Origin of the sequence: Microcoleus sp. FACHB-672 (assembly GCF_014695725.1) — a bacterium.
Classification (GTDB): domain Bacteria; phylum Cyanobacteriota; class Cyanobacteriia; order Cyanobacteriales; family Oscillatoriaceae; genus FACHB-68.
This window is the reverse complement of record NZ_JACJOU010000007.1, coordinates 69,065-87,021: the sequence shown is the minus strand read 5'-3', so window position 1 is coordinate 87,021 and position 17,957 is coordinate 69,065. Positions and strand designations below refer to the sequence as shown.

Annotated in this window: 13 protein-coding genes; 6 read left to right on the top strand and 7 right to left on the bottom strand. The window is 44.7% G+C overall.

The features are described 5' to 3' along the window. Nucleotides 1–15 precede the first annotated feature (15 nt). The 3 genes from H6F56_RS04075 to H6F56_RS04065 all read right to left on the bottom strand — a co-directional run bounded on the left by H6F56_RS04075 (nucleotide 16) and on the right by H6F56_RS04065 (nucleotide 2,992). Nucleotides 16–1,248, bottom strand: coding sequence for a glycosyltransferase family 4 protein (locus tag H6F56_RS04075; protein WP_190665825.1), 1,233 nt, complete (start codon nucleotides 1,246–1,248; stop codon nucleotides 16–18). A gap of 132 nt (nucleotides 1,249–1,380) precedes the next feature. Then, entirely contained in the window at nucleotides 1,381–2,265 is an 885-nt protein-coding gene (locus H6F56_RS04070) for an SDH family Clp fold serine proteinase (protein ID WP_190665573.1), read from the bottom strand. 250 nt (nucleotides 2,266–2,515) lie between these two features. Next, on the bottom strand, nucleotides 2,516–2,992 hold the full coding sequence (locus H6F56_RS04065; protein ID WP_190665572.1) for a helix-turn-helix domain-containing protein: 477 nt from the start codon (nucleotides 2,990–2,992) through the stop codon (nucleotides 2,516–2,518). Nucleotides 2,993–3,496: 504 nt separating this feature from the next. Between H6F56_RS04065 and H6F56_RS04060 the strand changes: the two genes are divergently transcribed. The 3 genes from H6F56_RS04060 (at nucleotide 3,497) to H6F56_RS04050 (ending at nucleotide 8,737) form a co-directional block, all read left to right on the top strand. Next, nucleotides 3,497–4,393, top strand: a complete 897-nt coding sequence (locus H6F56_RS04060; protein ID WP_190665571.1) for a hypothetical protein — start codon at nucleotides 3,497–3,499, stop codon at nucleotides 4,391–4,393. Between the two features lie 87 nt (nucleotides 4,394–4,480). Continuing rightward, complete coding sequence (locus H6F56_RS04055; protein ID WP_190665570.1) at nucleotides 4,481–6,547, top strand: ATP-binding protein; 2,067 nt, start codon at nucleotides 4,481–4,483, stop codon at nucleotides 6,545–6,547. A gap of 141 nt (nucleotides 6,548–6,688) precedes the next feature. Beyond that, on the top strand, nucleotides 6,689–8,737 hold the full coding sequence (locus tag H6F56_RS04050) for an AAA family ATPase (protein WP_190665569.1): 2,049 nt from the start codon (nucleotides 6,689–6,691) through the stop codon (nucleotides 8,735–8,737). A 25-nt stretch (nucleotides 8,738–8,762) separates the two neighbouring features. Here the strand turns inward: H6F56_RS04050 and H6F56_RS04045 are convergent, their stop codons facing one another. The 4 genes from H6F56_RS04045 to H6F56_RS04030 form a co-directional block, all read right to left on the bottom strand. Then, entirely contained in the window at nucleotides 8,763–9,464 is a 702-nt protein-coding gene (locus H6F56_RS04045; RefSeq protein WP_190665568.1) for a Rho termination factor N-terminal domain-containing protein, read from the bottom strand. After that, nucleotides 9,461–10,966: an AAA family ATPase gene (locus tag H6F56_RS27015; RefSeq protein ID WP_190665567.1), complete on the bottom strand. Its 1,506-nt coding sequence runs from the start codon at nucleotides 10,964–10,966 to the stop codon at nucleotides 9,461–9,463. Before H6F56_RS27015 ends, H6F56_RS04045 begins: the two co-directional genes overlap by 4 nt. A gap of 187 nt (nucleotides 10,967–11,153) precedes the next feature. Next, a complete protein-coding gene (locus tag H6F56_RS04035; protein WP_190665566.1) occupies nucleotides 11,154–11,588 on the bottom strand; it encodes an HHL1-like protein in 435 nt (144 codons plus the stop codon). Between the two features lie 257 nt (nucleotides 11,589–11,845). Next, nucleotides 11,846–12,577 carry a hypothetical protein gene (locus tag H6F56_RS04030; RefSeq protein WP_190665565.1) on the bottom strand — a complete coding sequence of 244 codons (732 nt, stop codon included), beginning with the start codon at nucleotides 12,575–12,577 and terminating at the stop codon, nucleotides 11,846–11,848. A gap of 470 nt (nucleotides 12,578–13,047) precedes the next feature. On the opposite strand from H6F56_RS04030, the gene clpB reads away from it, so the two are divergent. From clpB to H6F56_RS04015, 3 genes are all read left to right on the top strand, one after another. Further along, on the top strand, nucleotides 13,048–15,669 hold the full coding sequence (gene clpB, locus H6F56_RS04025) for an ATP-dependent chaperone ClpB (RefSeq protein ID WP_190665564.1): 2,622 nt from the start codon (nucleotides 13,048–13,050) through the stop codon (nucleotides 15,667–15,669). Nucleotides 15,670–15,799: 130 nt separating this feature from the next. Then, the gene (locus H6F56_RS04020) at nucleotides 15,800–16,630 is read left to right on the top strand and encodes an ABC transporter permease (protein WP_199312571.1); all 831 of its coding nucleotides are present in this window, start codon (nucleotides 15,800–15,802) and stop codon (nucleotides 16,628–16,630) included. 1 nt (nucleotide 16,631) lies between these two features. After that, nucleotides 16,632–17,900, top strand: coding sequence for an ABC transporter ATP-binding protein (locus H6F56_RS04015; RefSeq protein ID WP_190665563.1), 1,269 nt, complete (start codon nucleotides 16,632–16,634; stop codon nucleotides 17,898–17,900). Nucleotides 17,901–17,957: the final 57 nt, after the last annotated feature.

Below are 17,957 nucleotides of genomic sequence, written 5' to 3'. Positions count from 1 at the left end.
ACCGGCACTTAGCAACTAGCACTTAACAACACTCAAAACTTTTTCATAGCGTTGACCGACAGCTTCCCAAGTATATTCCGTTTCGATCAGTGCTCGCGCATTGCGAGACAGCTGCTCTCTGAGCCGGCCATCTTCAAACAGCCGACTGATGGCAGCAATATACTCCTCTACCCGGTTCGCACGCAATGCCTTGACCGGCTTAGAGATATCAACATCTAACCCTTCTAATCCGCGATCTCCGCTCACCACCGGCACTCCGGCTGCCATCGCTTCTAGGGTTTTGTTCTTGATCCCGTAGCCGGTTCGCAGCGGAATCACGCAAATGCTGGCTTGATGCAATTGTTCGGCAATGGAAGGGACGTTCCCCGTTACAGTCACTCCAGGCCGGCTGGCGAGTGCCAAAACCTCCGGTGCCGGTCTTGTCCCCACGATGCTAAATGTCGCTTCAGGATAGCGCTGTTGCAGCACCGGCAGCACTTCTAGGACAAAAAACTGGGCGGCATCAATATTGTGGGAGGCGTCCATCGCCCCGACAAACACCAGGCGATGATTACTGGGATCTTGAGATCGATAGGGATACAGCTCTAAATCCACGCCGTTGGGGATTACTTCAATGGGAGTGCCGGCGCTGAATTTTTGAACTTGACTTTTATCCTCTTTTGTAGTCACAACTATTTGAGTAAATTTAGAGCAATAGCGCTTTTCGTAGCGTTCTAATAACAAATTGAGATAAAGGCGATCCCGCACAGCGTAGGGCGAAGCTGCCATTTCCAAATGGCTGCGAACCCAGCCGGAAACAGAACTGTGAATATTCACGACGGTGCGAACCGAGTTACGAAACTGGGGCTTGATGTAGATTTCATTCACGCTATGCTCGCAAGTAATCACATCACAGTGGCCAGTTTGCAGATAATTATCCACCCAAGCCTGCATTGCCGGCGAGTAGCGATACAGGACGTTAGGCGGTGTCACTTTAACCATTGAAGTGAGAAAGCGTCCCACCTTGCCAGAGAGGGCGATCAGTCCTCGTTGCGGCTGGGGTGCTGCCGGCAAGGGAAAAATCACCAAATCACTGACCCACTGGCGCAGTTCTTCAACTTCCGCATCTTGAACGTCTGCGTGGCGCTGTGTCACCAGCGTGACGTGATGGTGCCGGTTTAGATATTTGAGCAGGTTAAACGTTCTGAGTTCAGTTCCCCCCCGGCTGGGTGGATAAGGGAAGGTAGAGGAAAGCATCAGAATGTTCATTGGGGAATGGAGCATGGGGCATGGGGCATAGTGAATAAATAATAGAGAATACTCACCCCCGCCCCTCTTCGACTCTCTTCCCCACTCTCCCTCCCTCACTTAGGACTCAGCACTCAGGACTCAGGACTCTTCCTAACCCTTCAGCGATGATGCCGGTTGAGATTGTGGTTGGGGCAAGGCGGGACGGGGTTGATAAGGCATGGGAATGTATTGTACGGTTGGCCGGCCTCCTTGGGGTTGGGGATAGAGATCCATGAGCGAGTAAATGGATGTGGGTAAACCGGCGGTGATGGGTAATCCCAGTTCGGTGGCTTCCTCAACAGTAATTGGACAGTCGTGAGTGATTTGGCCGGTTGTTAGTTTTTCGATGATGTTGTCGATGTCTTCTGGGGCAATTTTCTGCCGGGGGAAATTATCTTCTAGCAAAGTCCGCACGAACCGCTGTACTTGGCGAATCGCCTTGCGCGACAAGTCTGCCATGATCAGCGTTTGGTCGTCAATTTCGCTGATGGGTTTGTCTTCAACGACTTTAATAATACTGGCGGCGGGGAAGTTGCCGAGTTGCGGATCAACCGGCCCTAAAACGGCGTTCTCGTCCATGATGATTTCATCGGCGGCAAGTGCCAGCATGGTGCCGCCACTCATGGCATAGTGGGGCACAAAGACGGTAACTTTGGCTTTGTGGCGAATTAACGCTCTCGCAATTTGTTCGGTGGCGAGAACTAAGCCGCCTGGGGTGTGCAGAATCAGATCGATGGGGACATCAGGCGGCGTGAGGCGTATCGCCCGCAAGACTTGCTCTGAGTCTTCGATGCTGATGTAGCGCGACAGGGGAATGCCGAGAAGGCTGACAGATTCTTGCCGGTGGATGAGGAAGATAACGCGACTGTTGCGATCTTGCTCAAATTGTTTAAGTGCTTGGACGCGACGGAATTCTAGAGAACGTTTTTGGAATGCCGGCTGCAGGGAGGCAAAGGCGATAAAAACCCAAAACAGGTCAAATAAACTAAAACTCATAGAGGTAATGTGAAATGCCAAGGATTGCCTCTATTTTCCATTGTGCCTCTTGCTCACCCATCCACCTTTGGGACGATGCCGGCGCGGAGGAGTGCTGAGTCTTCAGTCCTGAGTGCTGAGTGGGGCAGGGAGACTAAGCGAGTGGGTGAGTTGGGGAGTGGGGAAGGGCTGAGTATTCTCTATTATTTTATTTATTCACTATGCCCCTACCTTTAGGTTGGCGCAGCCTTGCCCCATGCCCCATGCCGGTTTAATCTTTCAATTTACCGGCAGCTTTTCTCAGGCTTCTGGGTTTAGCGCGTTTCAGGTTCACTTTGAGCCTGTAACGAACGGCTTCATGCACGACTTTGTACGAAGCTTGGACACCACATTGTTCTTGTAACCAAATTTTGACTTCTCCATAACTTTGAAATGCCGGGGATTCGTGCAGCCGCATTTGCAGATGTTCCATCACCTCTCTGGGAATCGCCGGCTTTCTGCCTTGGCTTTTTTTCACCTCTAGCAAGCCGTCGAGTCCTTCGGATCTGTACTTTTGCAACCACCGCTGCAGGGTGACTCGATTCCTGCCTAGTGCTACTGCTAAGTCTTGAACCGTTTTGACTTGGCCAATTTTTAGGAGGTACAGTGCTTGAACTCTTTCTTTCCCTTGAGCAGTTTTTTGCTGAGTCAGCAGTGTTTTAAGGTGTTCGCGGGTTTCTGTAATATTTAAGTTGAGAACTCCTGTCATATTGATTTTGGGTGTTAGATTTTTGCTTGAATTTTAGGGCTTGAAAACTATATAAACCAAGACTTTCAGCTTTATGCAAGCGTATTTATAACGAGATTGATTCATCCGGATCTGATATTATATATTTCACTTTTGTTAAAATAGCCGGCTATATGACGCACGCAAATCGTGATTTTTGTCAAATTTTACTGCCGATCAATGTCGGTGAGGTTGGCGAAGCGTGCCCAAGGGAGAATTGCATTCATCAACTCATTTGCAACAGATGCCTTTAAGTGGCAGCCGGCGCGGGAGTGTGCGCCGGCACTGGCCTTACAAACTAGCTAGGGGATTCTGCCGATGGCATTTTTTCACTGCCTGAGATGGCATATCCGTTGATTAAGAAATCTTGATAAATATTTAATTAAATTTATTATTTAAGCCGGCAAGCCTACTAGCCTCAATTGGAGATCGCTGCAATCTAAACTAGGATTTGGGCGTAGTTGTGAGTCAGGCAAGGGTGATTTGATGGACGTGCTTGAGCTGAAGTTTCTGTTAGAGTTATTAGGTTTTCCCGATTACCGGGCACCGATTAGCAAAATTAAGCCCAATCCTCAAACGAAAGCCGCAGAACGAGATAGCATCTGCCGCAACCTGTGTGATCGCGAGTTAGTGGCTTATAGCTGTGAGGTGCTGCAACTGTCGATCGCCCCGCCAGGGAAATCGCTGCTCAAACTAGACACCACGCGGTTGCCGATCGCCCAGTCAGAAGTCCAGGTGCTTAAGGCTTGCGCTGAGTCTAGCATCACGCCGGCACAAACTGGGCTTAGCGCGAATAGCCGGCAGGCAATCATCCAAGGTTTAGCAGAACGGGGTTTAATTAAGGCAGACAAAACGCAAATTAATGAAGTTTGGCTGACACAGCGAGGTGTGGAGTATCTGCAAGACGAGTGCAACCCCAACGGAACCGCACCTGTGATTAGTTTAGATATGCTCACCCATTACTTGCGCTTTTTGCGGAAATCCTTGCGAGAGAAGCCGGCAGCTTTGCCACAAAATGAGCCAGAACTTCCCCCTCCCCTACCGTTAAAAAAAGAGGCAGATTCCCACCCCGTAACTGAAGAAAAACAGGAAACACTGCCGGCTGTAGTAAATCAGTTAAGTGATGCAGATATTTTGCAAATGATTCGCGATTTAGATAGAGAACTCGCTACAGAAAATTATTTGCCAATTTTTCAACTGCGGCAGAAGTTACAATCGCAGATGTCTGGGGAGGAGTTAAATCGTGCGCTTTATCGGTTACAACGCAATGACAAAATAGAATTAAGTTCTTTGCAAGAAGCAATTGCCTACACGCCGGAACAAATTGAAGCCGGTATTCCCCAAGATGTGGGAGGGCCACTGTTTTTCATTATCGTGATTTAAAGCAATCTGCGGTCTTTTATCTTGGGTGATTCGCCAAGAATAAAAGACAAAAACCTAAATCTTCACTCTTTACTCTTAACGACTACTATGGCATCTATCGATCTGATTATTCAAAGAGAACCTAACCCCTTTGACGCTGAAACGTTTTGGTCGGGTAACTTTTGGCAAGAACAACAAGATCCCGCCCTCACGGTAGAGTCAATTCATCAAGATGCTGTTGCTGAAATTGAACAACTTTTGGCTCAAGTTGGCGGGGATAATCGCACGCGCACAATGATGTTAGAAGGCGAAACCGGCTCTGGTAAAACTTATTTGTTAGGCCGGATCAAACGCATTCTGAATCCCAAAGCCTTTTTTGTCTATATTGAGCCATTTACTGCCAGCGATTATATTTGGCGGCACATTTTGCGGTATACGGTTGATAGTTTGCTGGAGGTGCCGGAAGGGCAGGAAGACTCTCAATTGTTAATTTGGCTGAAAGGTTTATCGGAGTTTAAACAGCGCAGTATTATCGACCTCATCCGAGGTGATCGGCAAATTTTTATTCGCAATCTGAGAGAAGCTTATCCTGCCGGTATCTACAATGCTGCTGAGTTTTTTGGGGTTTTATATGACTTAACCAATCCCAAATTATCTAGCCTCGCCTGTGAGTGGTTACGAGGTGATGATTTAGATGAGGATAGTTTGAAATTGCTGCGGGTGCAACATTCGATTGAAACCGAAGATGCTGCGCAGAAAATTTTAGCCAATTTTGGGAGAATTGCGGCAGAAACTCAGCCAATTGTGTTGTGCTTTGATCAATTAGATAATATTGCGCGTTTGCCAGATGGAGGCATCGATCTGCAAACATTGTTTAGTGTGAACTCAGTCATTCACAATCAAAAGCTGAAAAATTTTCTCGTCATGATCAGCATTATTACTGATACATGGCGGCAGAATTCTCATCGTGTTCAACCGACAGATAAAGATCGGGTTGATGCAGTGATTAAACTCAAACAAATTACCTTAGATCAATCGGAAGCACTTTGGAAAAGCCGGCTGCATATTTTACACCGGCAAGCGTCTTCCCCGCCTCCGTCTCCGATTTACCCGTTAACCAGGCAAGTGCTAGAAGAAAAATTTCCTGGGGGGAAAACGAGACCAAGAAATGTGCTGATTTTAGGCCGGCAGTTATTTCAGGATTGTAAAGTTGGATTGGTTCGTTATGACAATCCGCCCATTGTTCCTCCTGAGAATTCACATTCTGAAGTCAGCGAAACAGTAGCGCCTCCCGTTCAAATGCAGCCGGTTGTTGAGGAGTCTTTTGATTCATTAGCCGCATTTAAATTGGTATGGTTGCGGAAATTAAATCAAACTCAGCAGCGAATTTCTCGAATTCGTCAATTCTCTTCACCCGAATTAATTCAAATGTTGGCAGAAGCCTTGGCGGCGTTACAAGTTGAAGAAATTCAACCACGACTTTTGCCGAGTCGAACCTATGCCAGCTATTCCCTCAGCTACCAGCTTCCGGGTCATTCTGAACGAATTGGAGTGGTTTGGAGTGAAGACCAAAATATGACTAAATTTTGCAATTTGATCAAAATTTGTCAAGAAGCTGTGGATGAAAAATTATGTCAAGCTTTGCACCTAATTCGGTTTGAAGGCGTTGGGACTCCCAGTAATTTAGGATATAAACTTTACACGCAACTTTTCACGGAGTCTCACCACAATCACTTTATGCCAGATTTATTTTCTGTGCAGTATCTTGCGACGTATCACAGTTTAGTGAATGATGCTTATTCTGGGGACTTAGTTGTGGGTGAGCAAACACCTGATCTCAAAGAACTAGAAGCATTAATTCGCGAATCTAAAATTTTACACCAGTGTTCGCTTTTGCAAGATTTAGAAATTGTTCCGCCTCTGGTTATTAGCGAGGAAAATAAGGCAGAGTGGAAACCGGTTGAGGATTTTCTTCTGAATCGGGTGCTTAATCAGCAATGTTTAGCACGGCAGCGCTTGATTCAAGAAACCCTCAATCAGTTTATTCAGGTTAATGAAGTTCAAGTTAATCTTTTGATTGAACATTTGTGTGAGGAGAATCATAAAGTGAAAATTCTTGATCCGCAAGCCAAGTTAGAAGATCAATTAGTTTATGCAGCCAGAACAGATGAGTGAGAAAAAATCTCGATTCCAATAGACTGAATAAAATCAGATCGGGATGCAGGCGTTCACAAAGAAGAAGGAGAAGCAAAGTTTTTCTCCAGACGTTGCTAAAGATTAGTAACGAGAAATTCTTCACTATCGAGAGGTATCAGTGTGGCATTTATTCATCAAATCATTCGGCAAGCTGTGAATCCTTTTGACTCGACGACTTTTAGACCCGGTAATTTTTGGCAGGAGGATCAAGATCCTGCATTAACGGTTGATTCAATTCATCAAGAAGTGGTGACTGAAATTGAGGAACTTCTTGATAAAGTGGCACAAGATCAACGCACACGCACGATTTTGCTTGCCGGCGATTCGGGTTCTGGGAAAAGTTATCTATTAGGCCGGCTGAAAAAGTTACTTAACTCAAAAGCTTTTTTTGCATACATTGGGCCGTGGCCAGATAGTGATTTTATCTGGCGTCATACCCTAAGAAATACGGTTGATAGTTTGATGTATGTACCACAGGGTCGGCACCAATCTCAGTTATTACTTTGGTTGAAGAGTTTATCTGCTTTTAGAGACGAAGGTTTAAGAAAGCAGTTACTCGGTGAACGGAATCTATTTATTCACAATTTAAAGGTAACGTTTCCCAGCGGAATTTACAATGCAAATGAATTTTTTGGAGTGCTTTATGAACTGACAAATCCAGAAATGTATCCTTTGGCCTGTGAATGGTTAAAAGGTGACGATTTAGATGAAGAAACTCTAAAAGCTTTAAAAGTAAAACGGGCGATTGAAACTGAAGAGGTTGCGCTAAAAATTCTGGGTAACTTTGGAAAAATTTCTGCGTCAACTCAGCCCATCGTATTATGTTTTGACAATTTAGATAATATTGATCGAGCGTTAGATGGATTTATTAATTTACAAGCTTTGTTTAATGTAAATTCAATTATTCATAATCAAAAGTTGAAAAATTTTTTAGTCATTGTTAGTATTGTTACAAATACTTGGAAACAAAATTCTAAACGGATTCAACAAGCCGATCAGGCTCGAATTGATTTGCCGATTCGCTTGCAACCAATTACCTTAGATCAAGCGGAAACGTTATGGGCGAGTCGGCTGTATTCACTACACCGACAAGCTAATTATCTACCTGCTTCGTCAATTTATCCGTTAAATCGTCAACATTTAGAAGATAAATTTCCTGGAGGAAAAACTCGTCCGCGCTATGTTTTAATGTTAGGCCGGCAGCTATTTCAAGAAGCCAAAACAGAAAGGTTTGAAGGAATAACAGAATTCGATTCGGATGTCAATAGTACGCCGATAGATCCGTTGGCAGCGTTTCAATTAGTGTGGCTGAAGGAATTTAACAAAACTCAAGAAAAAGTTTCTCGAATTCGTCAGTTTTCAGCACCCGAATTGATTCAGATGTTGCGAGAAGCGCTCAATGCGCTGCAAGTTCACGGAATACAAACGAAACTTTTACCGAGTCCAACTTATGCCAGTTATTCTCTTAGTTATCATTTGCCGGTACAGTTAGGAAGAATAGGCGTTGTTTGGACAGAAGAACCGAACCTGATAAGTTTCTGCAATTTGATGAAAGCTTGTCAGAAGGCACTTAAGCAAAATCTCTGTCAAACTGTACACTTAATTCGTGCGGAAGGAGTCGGGACTTCAAATAATCAAGGTTACAAACTTTACAATCAAATTTTCACCGGCTACCGTAACCGGCACATCATTCCAGATATGACTTCGGTTCACTATTTGGCAACTTACCATAGCTTAGTCAATGCCGCCTGTGCCGGCGAATTAGTAGTGGGAGATCACACGCCTAGCTTAAGTGATTTAGAAGCTTTAATTCGCAAATCTAAGATTTTGCGGGATTGTCCTTTATTGCAGAGTCTTGGTGTTTTTAGCGGCTCCACTTACACCCCTGGATCTGCCGGCACTTCTAGTATTAACCAGCAGAAGCCGGTTGTGCGGAAAGAACTTGCTCAACCCTTTCACGATGTTAAAGAATTTTTGTTGAATTTAGTGAAAACTCAACAAATGATGGGATGTCAGATTCTGATTCAAAATGCCCTAGATCAGTTTCCTTTAGTAGAAAATACTCAGATTGAGCAATTGATTGAGGAATTGTGCCAGGAGAATCAGATTTTTATTCTTGATCCAAATGCTGAGCCGGCGGCACAATTGGTTTGTTTAATAAACAAATAGGTGAAAAGATTTACAATCAATTGATTTAACTTGATTCAGCCTTATTGATAGCTGCAATCAGTTGCTCTTTTTTCATGCCGGCGCGTCCCGGTATATTTAATTCCCTGGCAACTTCTTTAAGCTGCGCTACCTTCATTGTGCCATAGTTTGACGCTGTAGTTTTAGTTGTTGTCTGAAGTTTCTGTTGGCTAATTTCGTTGCGGATAGCTTCTAACAATTCACTTTTCAAGTTTGCTTCTAGCGTCTTGACAGATTCTTCAATCTTACTGCTAAGAATTGCTGCCAATGATTGCTCAAGTTGCTGAACTAAATTTTTAATATCTTGGTTTTCAGGAGAAGAAGACGGTTGTAATGGTTGAGATTCAATGCTAGATGAAGGTGCCGGTTGAATTGTTTCCTCTCTTAGATTATCACCTTCTCGCCTTCTCAGTGCTTTAATTTGAGATAACAAAACTTCCTCATTGTCAGGTTCAATGATGTATGCAGCAATATTCTCACCATTCAGCGGATCAATTTCCCTTGCCTTAACAGCCACGTAATATTCAAAGTGTCCATCAACGACTTCATAAGACGTGATGCTGGTTCGACGAATAATGATGGGATTAATTAAGCCACCAGCTTTTAAAATTAATTGAGCAGCCTGGTTGATATCGGTTTCTAAAAAATTTGAATTGGGAGCCTTTGAAGTAATTTTCTTAACCGCTACAAGCGAAGTTGACAGTTTCATTTCGTTCCCCCTATTCCTTTTAATACCTCTTTAGCTAGCTGCTCAAATTCTTTAGCTGAGTCTCCATCTGGCTTATAATCAAATACAGACTTAGGATCGGGTATTTGCAGATTTCCTACATCCTGACTTTGTTCAAGGCATTTAGATAGCTCCTCTCTTTGATAAATTATAGACTTCATCACTTTTAAGTCATATCGTTTTGGCACAAGCTCTATATGAGCCGGCAACGTATATTCTCTAAATCTAGCATTGGTTGAAATTTTACAAGGAAGCACTCCCAGGATTTCAACTTTATCTTTACCGATAAACTTTCTAAACTCGTTTGTTTTTTTAACAAAATCTTTCACATTTAATAATCCCTGGTTGGCAAATGGCTTGAGATCGGAGGGAATAATTAAATAATCAGCCGTAATCAGAGCAATTCTTGCATATAAGTTTAAAGAGGGTGGAGTATCAATAATCACAATGTCATATTTATCTTCGACATCCTTCAATTTTTGCAACAGCATGAGCTTACTGTAATCTAGCTGATTCAATTCATTTTCATACTGCATTAAAGTAATGTGAGCCGGCAGAACATCAATTTCCGGATTGTTAAACTCAGACTCTTTAGCAACTTCTTGAATAGAGTAAAAGTCTTCTGACTGCAAGACGTGGCGAATATTACATTCTTTTAAATTATCCTGTTCCTCATCATCAAATTTTATTAAACCTGTGGCAAATGTCGTATTTGCTTGGCTATCCAAATCGATGACAAGAACTCTTTTTCCTTTTCGGCTTAGTGCGGCTGCTAAATTTACTGTAACGGTTGTCTTCCCTACGCCGCCTTTGTTATGATAAACCGCAATAACTTTCACAGTAGGTTTCCTTTTTTCTTCAGAATTTGAATTCAAGAGAGATTGAGTATCAAGATTAGCCGGCTGCGGCGACGGAACTTCGGAATTACTTAAATTAGGGGAACCTTGAGGAGTGAGGATAACCGGCTGAGAATCTGGAACCTCTTGATTAACTTGAGTAAGGCTTAAATTACTCTGAATTGGGAGAATAGCTGGAGATTCTATAACCGGCTTCTCCTTTAAACTCTCTCTCCCAATAATTGCATAAATATTATTTATTCTCGCTTCAACCTCTTTTCCACCACACTGAAAAACGAGCCTGATGTCATTGGGTACTCTTTCATAAATTCTGATAAAATGACCATTCGTGAGCAATCCATATTTGACATTCAAGCTCGTTAAATAACGCCGGAATTTTAGAACATGACGATCTAAATTTTGCCGGGGAGATTTCGCCTCCATGACAACACTCAACGGCGAATTCGCATCCAACACAAATGGAATCACTTGCGTTGCAAATGCTAAGAAATCTAAACGAATCGTGCCGAATGCAACCTCTTGATGCCAAGTTTCAGGAGGATAACCTAACTTCGGCAACAGATAACTGACAATCAGTTTACTTTCAACTTCGCTCTCGTTGCGGCAAAGCTCAGGATTGAAGTTCACCTGTATCTTACCTCTCTAGCGCTGCATCGATTGGGAACTAACGTTTGATTCTCTCTCAGCGTAATCTTTTTTAAGCCGGCACGATCACAACGATTATCACATTTTGCAACATCACCGGCAGACACGAAAAAAGCGAGTGAGTGCATTCCTCCCTCGCTGTGACATTAATTATTAGCAGCGAAAAAACTTAACCGCGCTTTAACAAACCGGAAACGCTATTCTTAACCTGAGCAATCGCATTTTGAATAAAATTGTCGGCAGACGGCTTCGGAGGAACCGCAACCTGAATCGCCTCATCCGCAAATTCTTTTCCCTTTAACTTATAGCCATATTCTAAATTCTGCTGATGCTTCCGTAGCATCGGAAACAAACGAAAGCCGCCTTCACGCAACGCTTCCAAGTTTTCAAAAATAGCACGCTCTATGTGGCTGCTACGATTCACCGCCAAAGAACCTACAGGAAACCAGTTTTTCTTATCCTTAATCCGCATATAAATATTAAACTCTGGCAGCCCTTCTTCCTTCATTTTGTCATACTTCTGAGACGCAACCGCCCGTTTTTCCGAGCTTTTGCCTGACTTCTTGGTTGACTTAACTTTGCCAAATCCTTGATTGCTCGTCATAAATTACTCTTTTACGCTCTTTACAGAAGTTTACATTATTTTCAGAAAACTGGGATCGCCTTGAGGCAAAGAGTTTGACGCCGGCTTCCCTCAAACACACCCAGAAGTGCAGCCGGCAGCCTAAGGTGCGGTAATGCCTATCTCAGATTAAGTAAATACCGAACCCACACCCCGCCAAACCAATTTACAATTCTGAAAAGAAAAATCACCCAGCCGTTTTTTTAGCTGAGTGGTGATGTGAGGATGAATCTAGTTAATTACTTGATTTGTTGCACAGCAGGGGAATCACTGAGGGAACCGATATCCGTTCGCTGATCCAGAAAGGCTTTAATACAGTCTCCACACACTTTTGCCAAGTAAGCAAACCAACTAACAATTCCTAAAAGCTTCGCGGCATCCTCTAGATAGAAATCAAATCCACGTTCCAGTAAAGAAGGTGATAACGGAATAATCCCTTTATCAAAAACAATTGAGAGTGCAAACCAAGCCAGCGCTAAAACTAATAAACTAAAATCGGTTTTTAAGATAGTTTTCCTAAACTTGACTAAATAAACAAGCAGCATTAATGCATAAATTAAGTAAACAAATTTTTCAGGAACGAATAAATATTTAGGCGCAACCTCTTCGTGAATCATGAATAAATCATCGAGAAGCAGAACCGAAGTTAAAATTCCAGAGTATAAAATAAAGGAGTGCATCCTGCGACTGCGGTAATGATTTTGCAGCAAAGCAAAACTAAACAAGCAGATAGCCGCAGCCGCACACCAGAACAAAATGCCAATATTAGAGAAGAACCCAATATAAAAGGGTTGTTCGACCGTTACTAAAGGATCGCGAGTCAAATTGCCTAAAGGAATTTCCGCTTGCCAAGCAACAATTGCTAAAATGCTAATAATGGGTAAGTAAGCCCACAACGATATCTGCCGCAGACTTGTAGAGCGATCTCTCGGTATAAAAATTGATTCGATGTGTAAATTAGTTTTTTCCATGTTGCTTTCAGTCCTGTTGAAAAACTTTAAATTGGGCGCTACAAGCGCTTGATAGGGAATAGCTGCTGAAAAGCATGGCAAATAAGCCACTTGCACGAACCCAAGTGAACTTAAAGGCAGAGTTTGCGATTTTAAGATGAAGCTTTATTTAAGAGAAGTTTAGCAGAAGGTTAAGGAAAAAATCTACTACTACAGGAGGGTAATACCTATGGAGAAAGACGTAAAACCCGATCTCTGTAGGAGTTCGGATATGTCTACAATGTTTGACAGGTAAAGCATTCAGCCCCAGCGTAGGAGCGAACCTAGGCACCCTGATTCGATGTAACCGGAGAATATATTCAGTGAGCAGGACGCCCCTACAACACTGTGCCGGCTCAACCCCCATTCCCTTACAAGCGCGTTCCTTCGCTAAAGCTGACAGATGAGTGTCCAGTCAACCTGAAATCACAGCGTAGAGACGATTACAAATTATGCAACCAACCAATCCCAACCAATTCACCGAAAAAGCCTGGGAAGCCATTGTTCGCACCCCAGACATTGCCAAAGCCGGCCAGCAACAACAACTCGAAAGCGAACACCTGATGAAAGCCCTACTTGAACAAGAAGGGTTAGTGAGCAGTGTTCTAAGCAAACTCGGCGTTAACGTTCAGCGACTAAGCGATCGCACCGACGAATTCATCAACCGGCAGCCCAAAATCTCCGGCGGCGGCAGTTCCATCTACCTAGGACGGAGCCTCGACACCTTATTAGATCGCGCCGAAGACTATCGTAAAAAGTATGAAGACGAATATATCTCCATTGAGCATCTTCTGCTGGCGTATGCCAAAGACGATCGCTTCGGCAAAGGTCTATTCCAAGAATTTAGACTAGAGGAAGCCAAACTCAAAACGACGATTGACGAAATCCGGGGGAGTCAAAAAGTGACCGATCAAAATCCCGAAGGGAAATATCAATCCCTGGAAAAATATGGCCGCGACCTCACAGACGCCGCTCGCCAGGGTAAACTAGACCCCGTAATTGGGCGGGATGAAGAAATTCGCCGCACCATTCAGATTCTCTCGCGCCGCACCAAAAATAACCCAGTTTTGATTGGCGAACCGGGGGTCGGGAAAACTGCAATCGCGGAAGGACTCGCTCAACGGATTGTATCGGGCGACGTGCCCCAATCTCTGAAAGACCGCAAATTGATCGCCCTAGATATGGGTGCCTTAATTGCCGGCGCAAAATATCGAGGTGAATTTGAAGAACGCTTGAAAGCTGTCCTCAAAGAAGTTACCGACTCTCGCGGGCAAATCATCATGTTTGTTGATGAAATCCACACCGTCGTGGGTGCCGGCGCAACTCAAGGTGCAATGGATGCCGGCAACTTGCTCAAACCCATGCTGGCAAGAGGCGAACTGCGCTGTATCGGGGCGACAACCCTTGACGAATACCGCAAATACATCGAAAAAGATGCCGCACTTGAACGCCGGTTTCAGCAAGTCTACGTCGATCAACCCAGCGTTGAAGACACCATCTCTATTTTGCGCGGACTTAAAGAGCGCTACGAAGTTCACCACGGCGTTAAAATCTCCGACAGCGCCTTAGTTGCAGCCGCAACCCTGTCAACCCGCTACATTAGCGATCGCTTCCTTCCCGACAAAGCCATTGACTTAGTCGATGAAGCCGCCGCGCGGTTGAAAATGGAGATTACCTCCAAACCCGAAGAACTCGACGAAATCGACCGCAAAATTTTGCAGTTAGAAATGGAGCGGCTATCGCTGCGAAAAGAAAGCGATCCGGCTTCCTTAGAACGGTTAGAACGTCTGGAAAAAGACCTCGGCAACCTGAAAGAAGAACAGCACAGTCTGAACGCGCAATGGCAATCTGAAAAAGATGTCATCAACCAAATTCAGGCGATTAAAGAAGAGATTGATCGGGTGAATGTTGAGATTAGCCAAGCAGAACGCGACTACGATCTCAACCGTGCTGCTGAGTTGAAATACGGCAAGTTAACCGATTTACACCGGCAGCTTGAAGAAGCGGAAACGCAATTAGAACAAGCGCAAACCAGCGGACGAACCCTGCTGCGCGAAGAAGTCACCGAATCCGACATAGCAGAAATCATCTCAAAGTGGACAGGAATTCCCATCAGCAAACTGGTGGAATCTGAAATGCAAAAACTATTGCACTTAGAAGATGAACTGCACCGGCGCGTCATCGGTCAAGATGAAGCCGTGACTGCGGTTGCCGATGCGATTCAGCGTTCCCGTGCCGGTCTTGCTGACCCCAACCGGCCTGTCGCTAGCTTTATTTTCCTCGGCCCTACCGGCGTTGGCAAGACCGAACTCGCCAAAGCACTCGCCGCTTATCTCTTTGATACCGAAGAAGCGATGGTGCGGATTGATATGTCGGAGTATATGGAGAAACACGCAGTTTCTCGCCTAATTGGTGCGCCTCCGGGATATGTTGGCTACGACGAAGGTGGACAGTTAACTGAAGCAATTCGCCGGCGTCCTTATGCGGTGATTTTGTTCGACGAAATCGAAAAAGCTCACCCCGATGTCTTCAACGTGATGCTGCAAATTCTTGATGATGGTCGCGTTACCGATGCTCAAGGCCATACGGTAGACTTCAAAAATACGATCATCATTATGACCAGCAATATCGGTTCCCAGTACATCTTGGATATTGCCGGTGATGAAGGCCGGTATGAAGAAATGCGCTCTCGCGTCATGGAGGCAATGCGAAACAGCTTCCGTCCGGAATTCCTCAACCGCATTGATGAAGCCATCATCTTCCACGGCTTACAGAAGTCCGAACTGCGGCAGATTGTCAAGTTGCAAGTTGCGCGTTTAGAAAAACGACTGGGTGATCGGAAAATGTCTCTAAAGCTATCCGACGCAGCTCTTGACTTTTTGGCAGAAGTCGGGTATGATCCGGTTTACGGTGCCCGCCCCCTGAAACGTGCAATTCAGCGCGAGTTAGAAACCCAAATTGCCAAGGGTATTCTCCGGGCAGAATTCAACGACGGCGACACGATTTATGTGGATATCGAAAATGAGCGCCTCGCCTTCAAACGCCTGCCGGCAGAGTTGCTGACTGCTCAGTAAGGAATGCAGCCGGTTGTTAGAGACACGCTGACAGCTTAAGGTTTAAAGTGAAGAGCAGGGACGATTGCTGCCGGTGAAGGCAAAGATCGCCCCTGTAACTTTGTGTCAACGTAATTTCTCCGGTGAATCAGTGTCAGTCACTAACAAAATTACGATTATTCGCCCTGGCAGGCAATCTTTAAAAGCCGCGATCCAAGAGTTTTGGGAGTACCGGGATCTCCTGTGGATGCTGGCACTGCGGCAAGTTAGCGTGCGTTACAAGCAAACTGCCATTGGCATCGGCTGGGTGTTGTTGCAGCCGTTGGTGGCAATGGGGATTTTTACGGTGGTTTTTGGGAATTTTGCTAAGATTCCCTCGGATGGCATTCCATATCCGATTTTTAGTTACTCGGCTTTGATATTATGGGGGCTGTTTTCCGATGGCTTGACGCGGGCCGGCAGCAGCCTGATTGCTGAGGAACGGCTGATCTCGAAGGTGTATTTCCCGCGATTAATTATTCCTTTGGCTGCTGTGGGTTCAGCATGGGTCGATTTCGCAGTGTCGCTGTTTTTACTATTGCCGCTCACTTATATCTATCATCTCAGACCAACTTGGAGTTTGCTGCTGCTGCCGGTAGCAATGGTGGTGACGATGATCTTGGGTGCCGGTGTGGGGATGCTGCTAGCGGCGCTGAATGTTAAATATCGAGATTTTCAGTATGCTGTGCCTTTCGTGATGCAAATTTGGCTGTATGCTTCTCCTATTGTGTATTCGGTTAATCTCGTGCCGGCTTCAATTCGTCCGTTTTACTACCTCAACCCGATGGCGGGACTGATTGAGCTGTGCCGGTTTGCAGTGACGGGACAGGGGAACTTTAGTTTGATCGGGTTAAGTCTATCTGTGGCAGGCGCGATTGCGTTTTTTATCATAGGCTCAACCGTCTTTCGCTGGGTTGAGCGAAGTTTTGCAGATTTTATCTAGCATGAGCGACAAACCGATCATTTCTGTTAAAGGGTTAGGAAAAAAGTATCGTATCCGAACGGATGCGAAAAAGCGGTATTCTACCCTCAGAGACGATCTGGCTGAAACTGCCCGAAAGCTTGTTCAGGGGAAACTTTGGCAGCAAAAAACTGAAGATTTTTGGGCAATACAGGATATTAATTTTGATATTGGTGCCGGTGAAGTTGTTGGGATCATTGGGCGTAATGGGGCGGGCAAAAGTACGTTACTGAAAATTTTGTCCCGAATTACGCAGCCAACGACAGGCGAGGCAATATTACGGGGACGTGTGGGTTCACTGTTGGAAGTTGGGGCTGGATTTCACCCAGAATTGACAGGACGTGAGAATATTTTCATGAATGGCACGGTTTTAGGAATGAAACGTGCTGAGATTAAACAGAAGTTTGATGAGATTGTGGCGTTTGCCGAGGTGGAGAAGTTTTTAGAGATGCCGGTGAAGCGCTATTCTTCAGGAATGTATGTGCGGCTAGCATTTGCGGTGGCGGCACACCTAGAACCAGAGATTTTGCTAGTCGATGAAGTGCTGGCAGTGGGGGATGCGGCGTTTCAGAAAAAGTGCTTAGGAAAAATGGAGGATGTCGCAAAGCGGGATGGGCGCACCGTTTTATTTGTCAGCCATAATATGGCGGCTATTCAACAGTTATGTCTTCAGGCTATCCTATTAAAAAGTGGTTTAATATCTAAGGTTGGAGAGGTGCGGGATGTAATTGCTGATTACTTAACCCTGGCCAGTAGCCAAAATCAAGAAGAAATGCCCAAGTTATTCGACAGACGCAGGCGAGAAGATTTTGGAACCCTAATAAGAATCAGCGACTGCAAAGTATTTGATTCTTCAGAAACCGAGAATTATAGTTTACAGTTCGGAGAACCTTTTGTTATTGAGTTGGTATGCACGGCCTTATCAGACTTAAATAATGTTTCTTTTGTCGTTGGTATTGATTCAGCTACAGGAGTTAGAATTGCGACTTCTACAAGTCAGGAGTGCAGCTGCTATACTTCTATGAAAAAAGGGCAGTCGCTGCGAACAAGATTAAAAATCGATTCCCTTATTCTCAATCCAGGTAATTATTCTATCACTGCCGGTGTTCGCGGGATTAAAGGCGGTTTAGATCAATTAGAAAATGCTCAGTGTTTTGAAGTGATGGCAATCTCGTGGAATCACAAAAGTTTTCCAAATGGCAAATGGGGGATCGTTTATGTTGAACCGAACTGGGAAATCGCGTACTGCTAATCTTGCATTTTTAACCCAAATAAGAGTATCTGTAAAGAATTAAAATAATTTGAGGAG

Coding starts and splice junctions, on each gene's coding strand:
- H6F56_RS04075 (WP_190665825.1), bottom strand. CDS start 1,248: ATGAACATTCTGATGCTTTCCTCTACCTTCCCTTATCCACCCAGCCGG.
- H6F56_RS04070 (WP_190665573.1), bottom strand. CDS start 2,265: ATGAGTTTTAGTTTATTTGACCTGTTTTGGGTTTTTATCGCCTTTGCC.
- H6F56_RS04065 (WP_190665572.1), bottom strand. CDS start 2,992: ATGACAGGAGTTCTCAACTTAAATATTACAGAAACCCGCGAACACCTT.
- H6F56_RS04060 (WP_190665571.1), top strand. CDS start 3,497: ATGGACGTGCTTGAGCTGAAGTTTCTGTTAGAGTTATTAGGTTTTCCC.
- H6F56_RS04055 (WP_190665570.1), top strand. CDS start 4,481: ATGGCATCTATCGATCTGATTATTCAAAGAGAACCTAACCCCTTTGAC.
- H6F56_RS04045 (WP_190665568.1), bottom strand. CDS start 9,464: ATGAAACTGTCAACTTCGCTTGTAGCGGTTAAGAAAATTACTTCAAAG.
- H6F56_RS04035 (WP_190665566.1), bottom strand. CDS start 11,588: ATGACGAGCAATCAAGGATTTGGCAAAGTTAAGTCAACCAAGAAGTCA.
- H6F56_RS04030 (WP_190665565.1), bottom strand. CDS start 12,577: ATGGAAAAAACTAATTTACACATCGAATCAATTTTTATACCGAGAGAT.
- clpB (WP_190665564.1), top strand. CDS start 13,048: ATGCAACCAACCAATCCCAACCAATTCACCGAAAAAGCCTGGGAAGCC.
- H6F56_RS04015 (WP_190665563.1), top strand. CDS start 16,632: ATGAGCGACAAACCGATCATTTCTGTTAAAGGGTTAGGAAAAAAGTAT.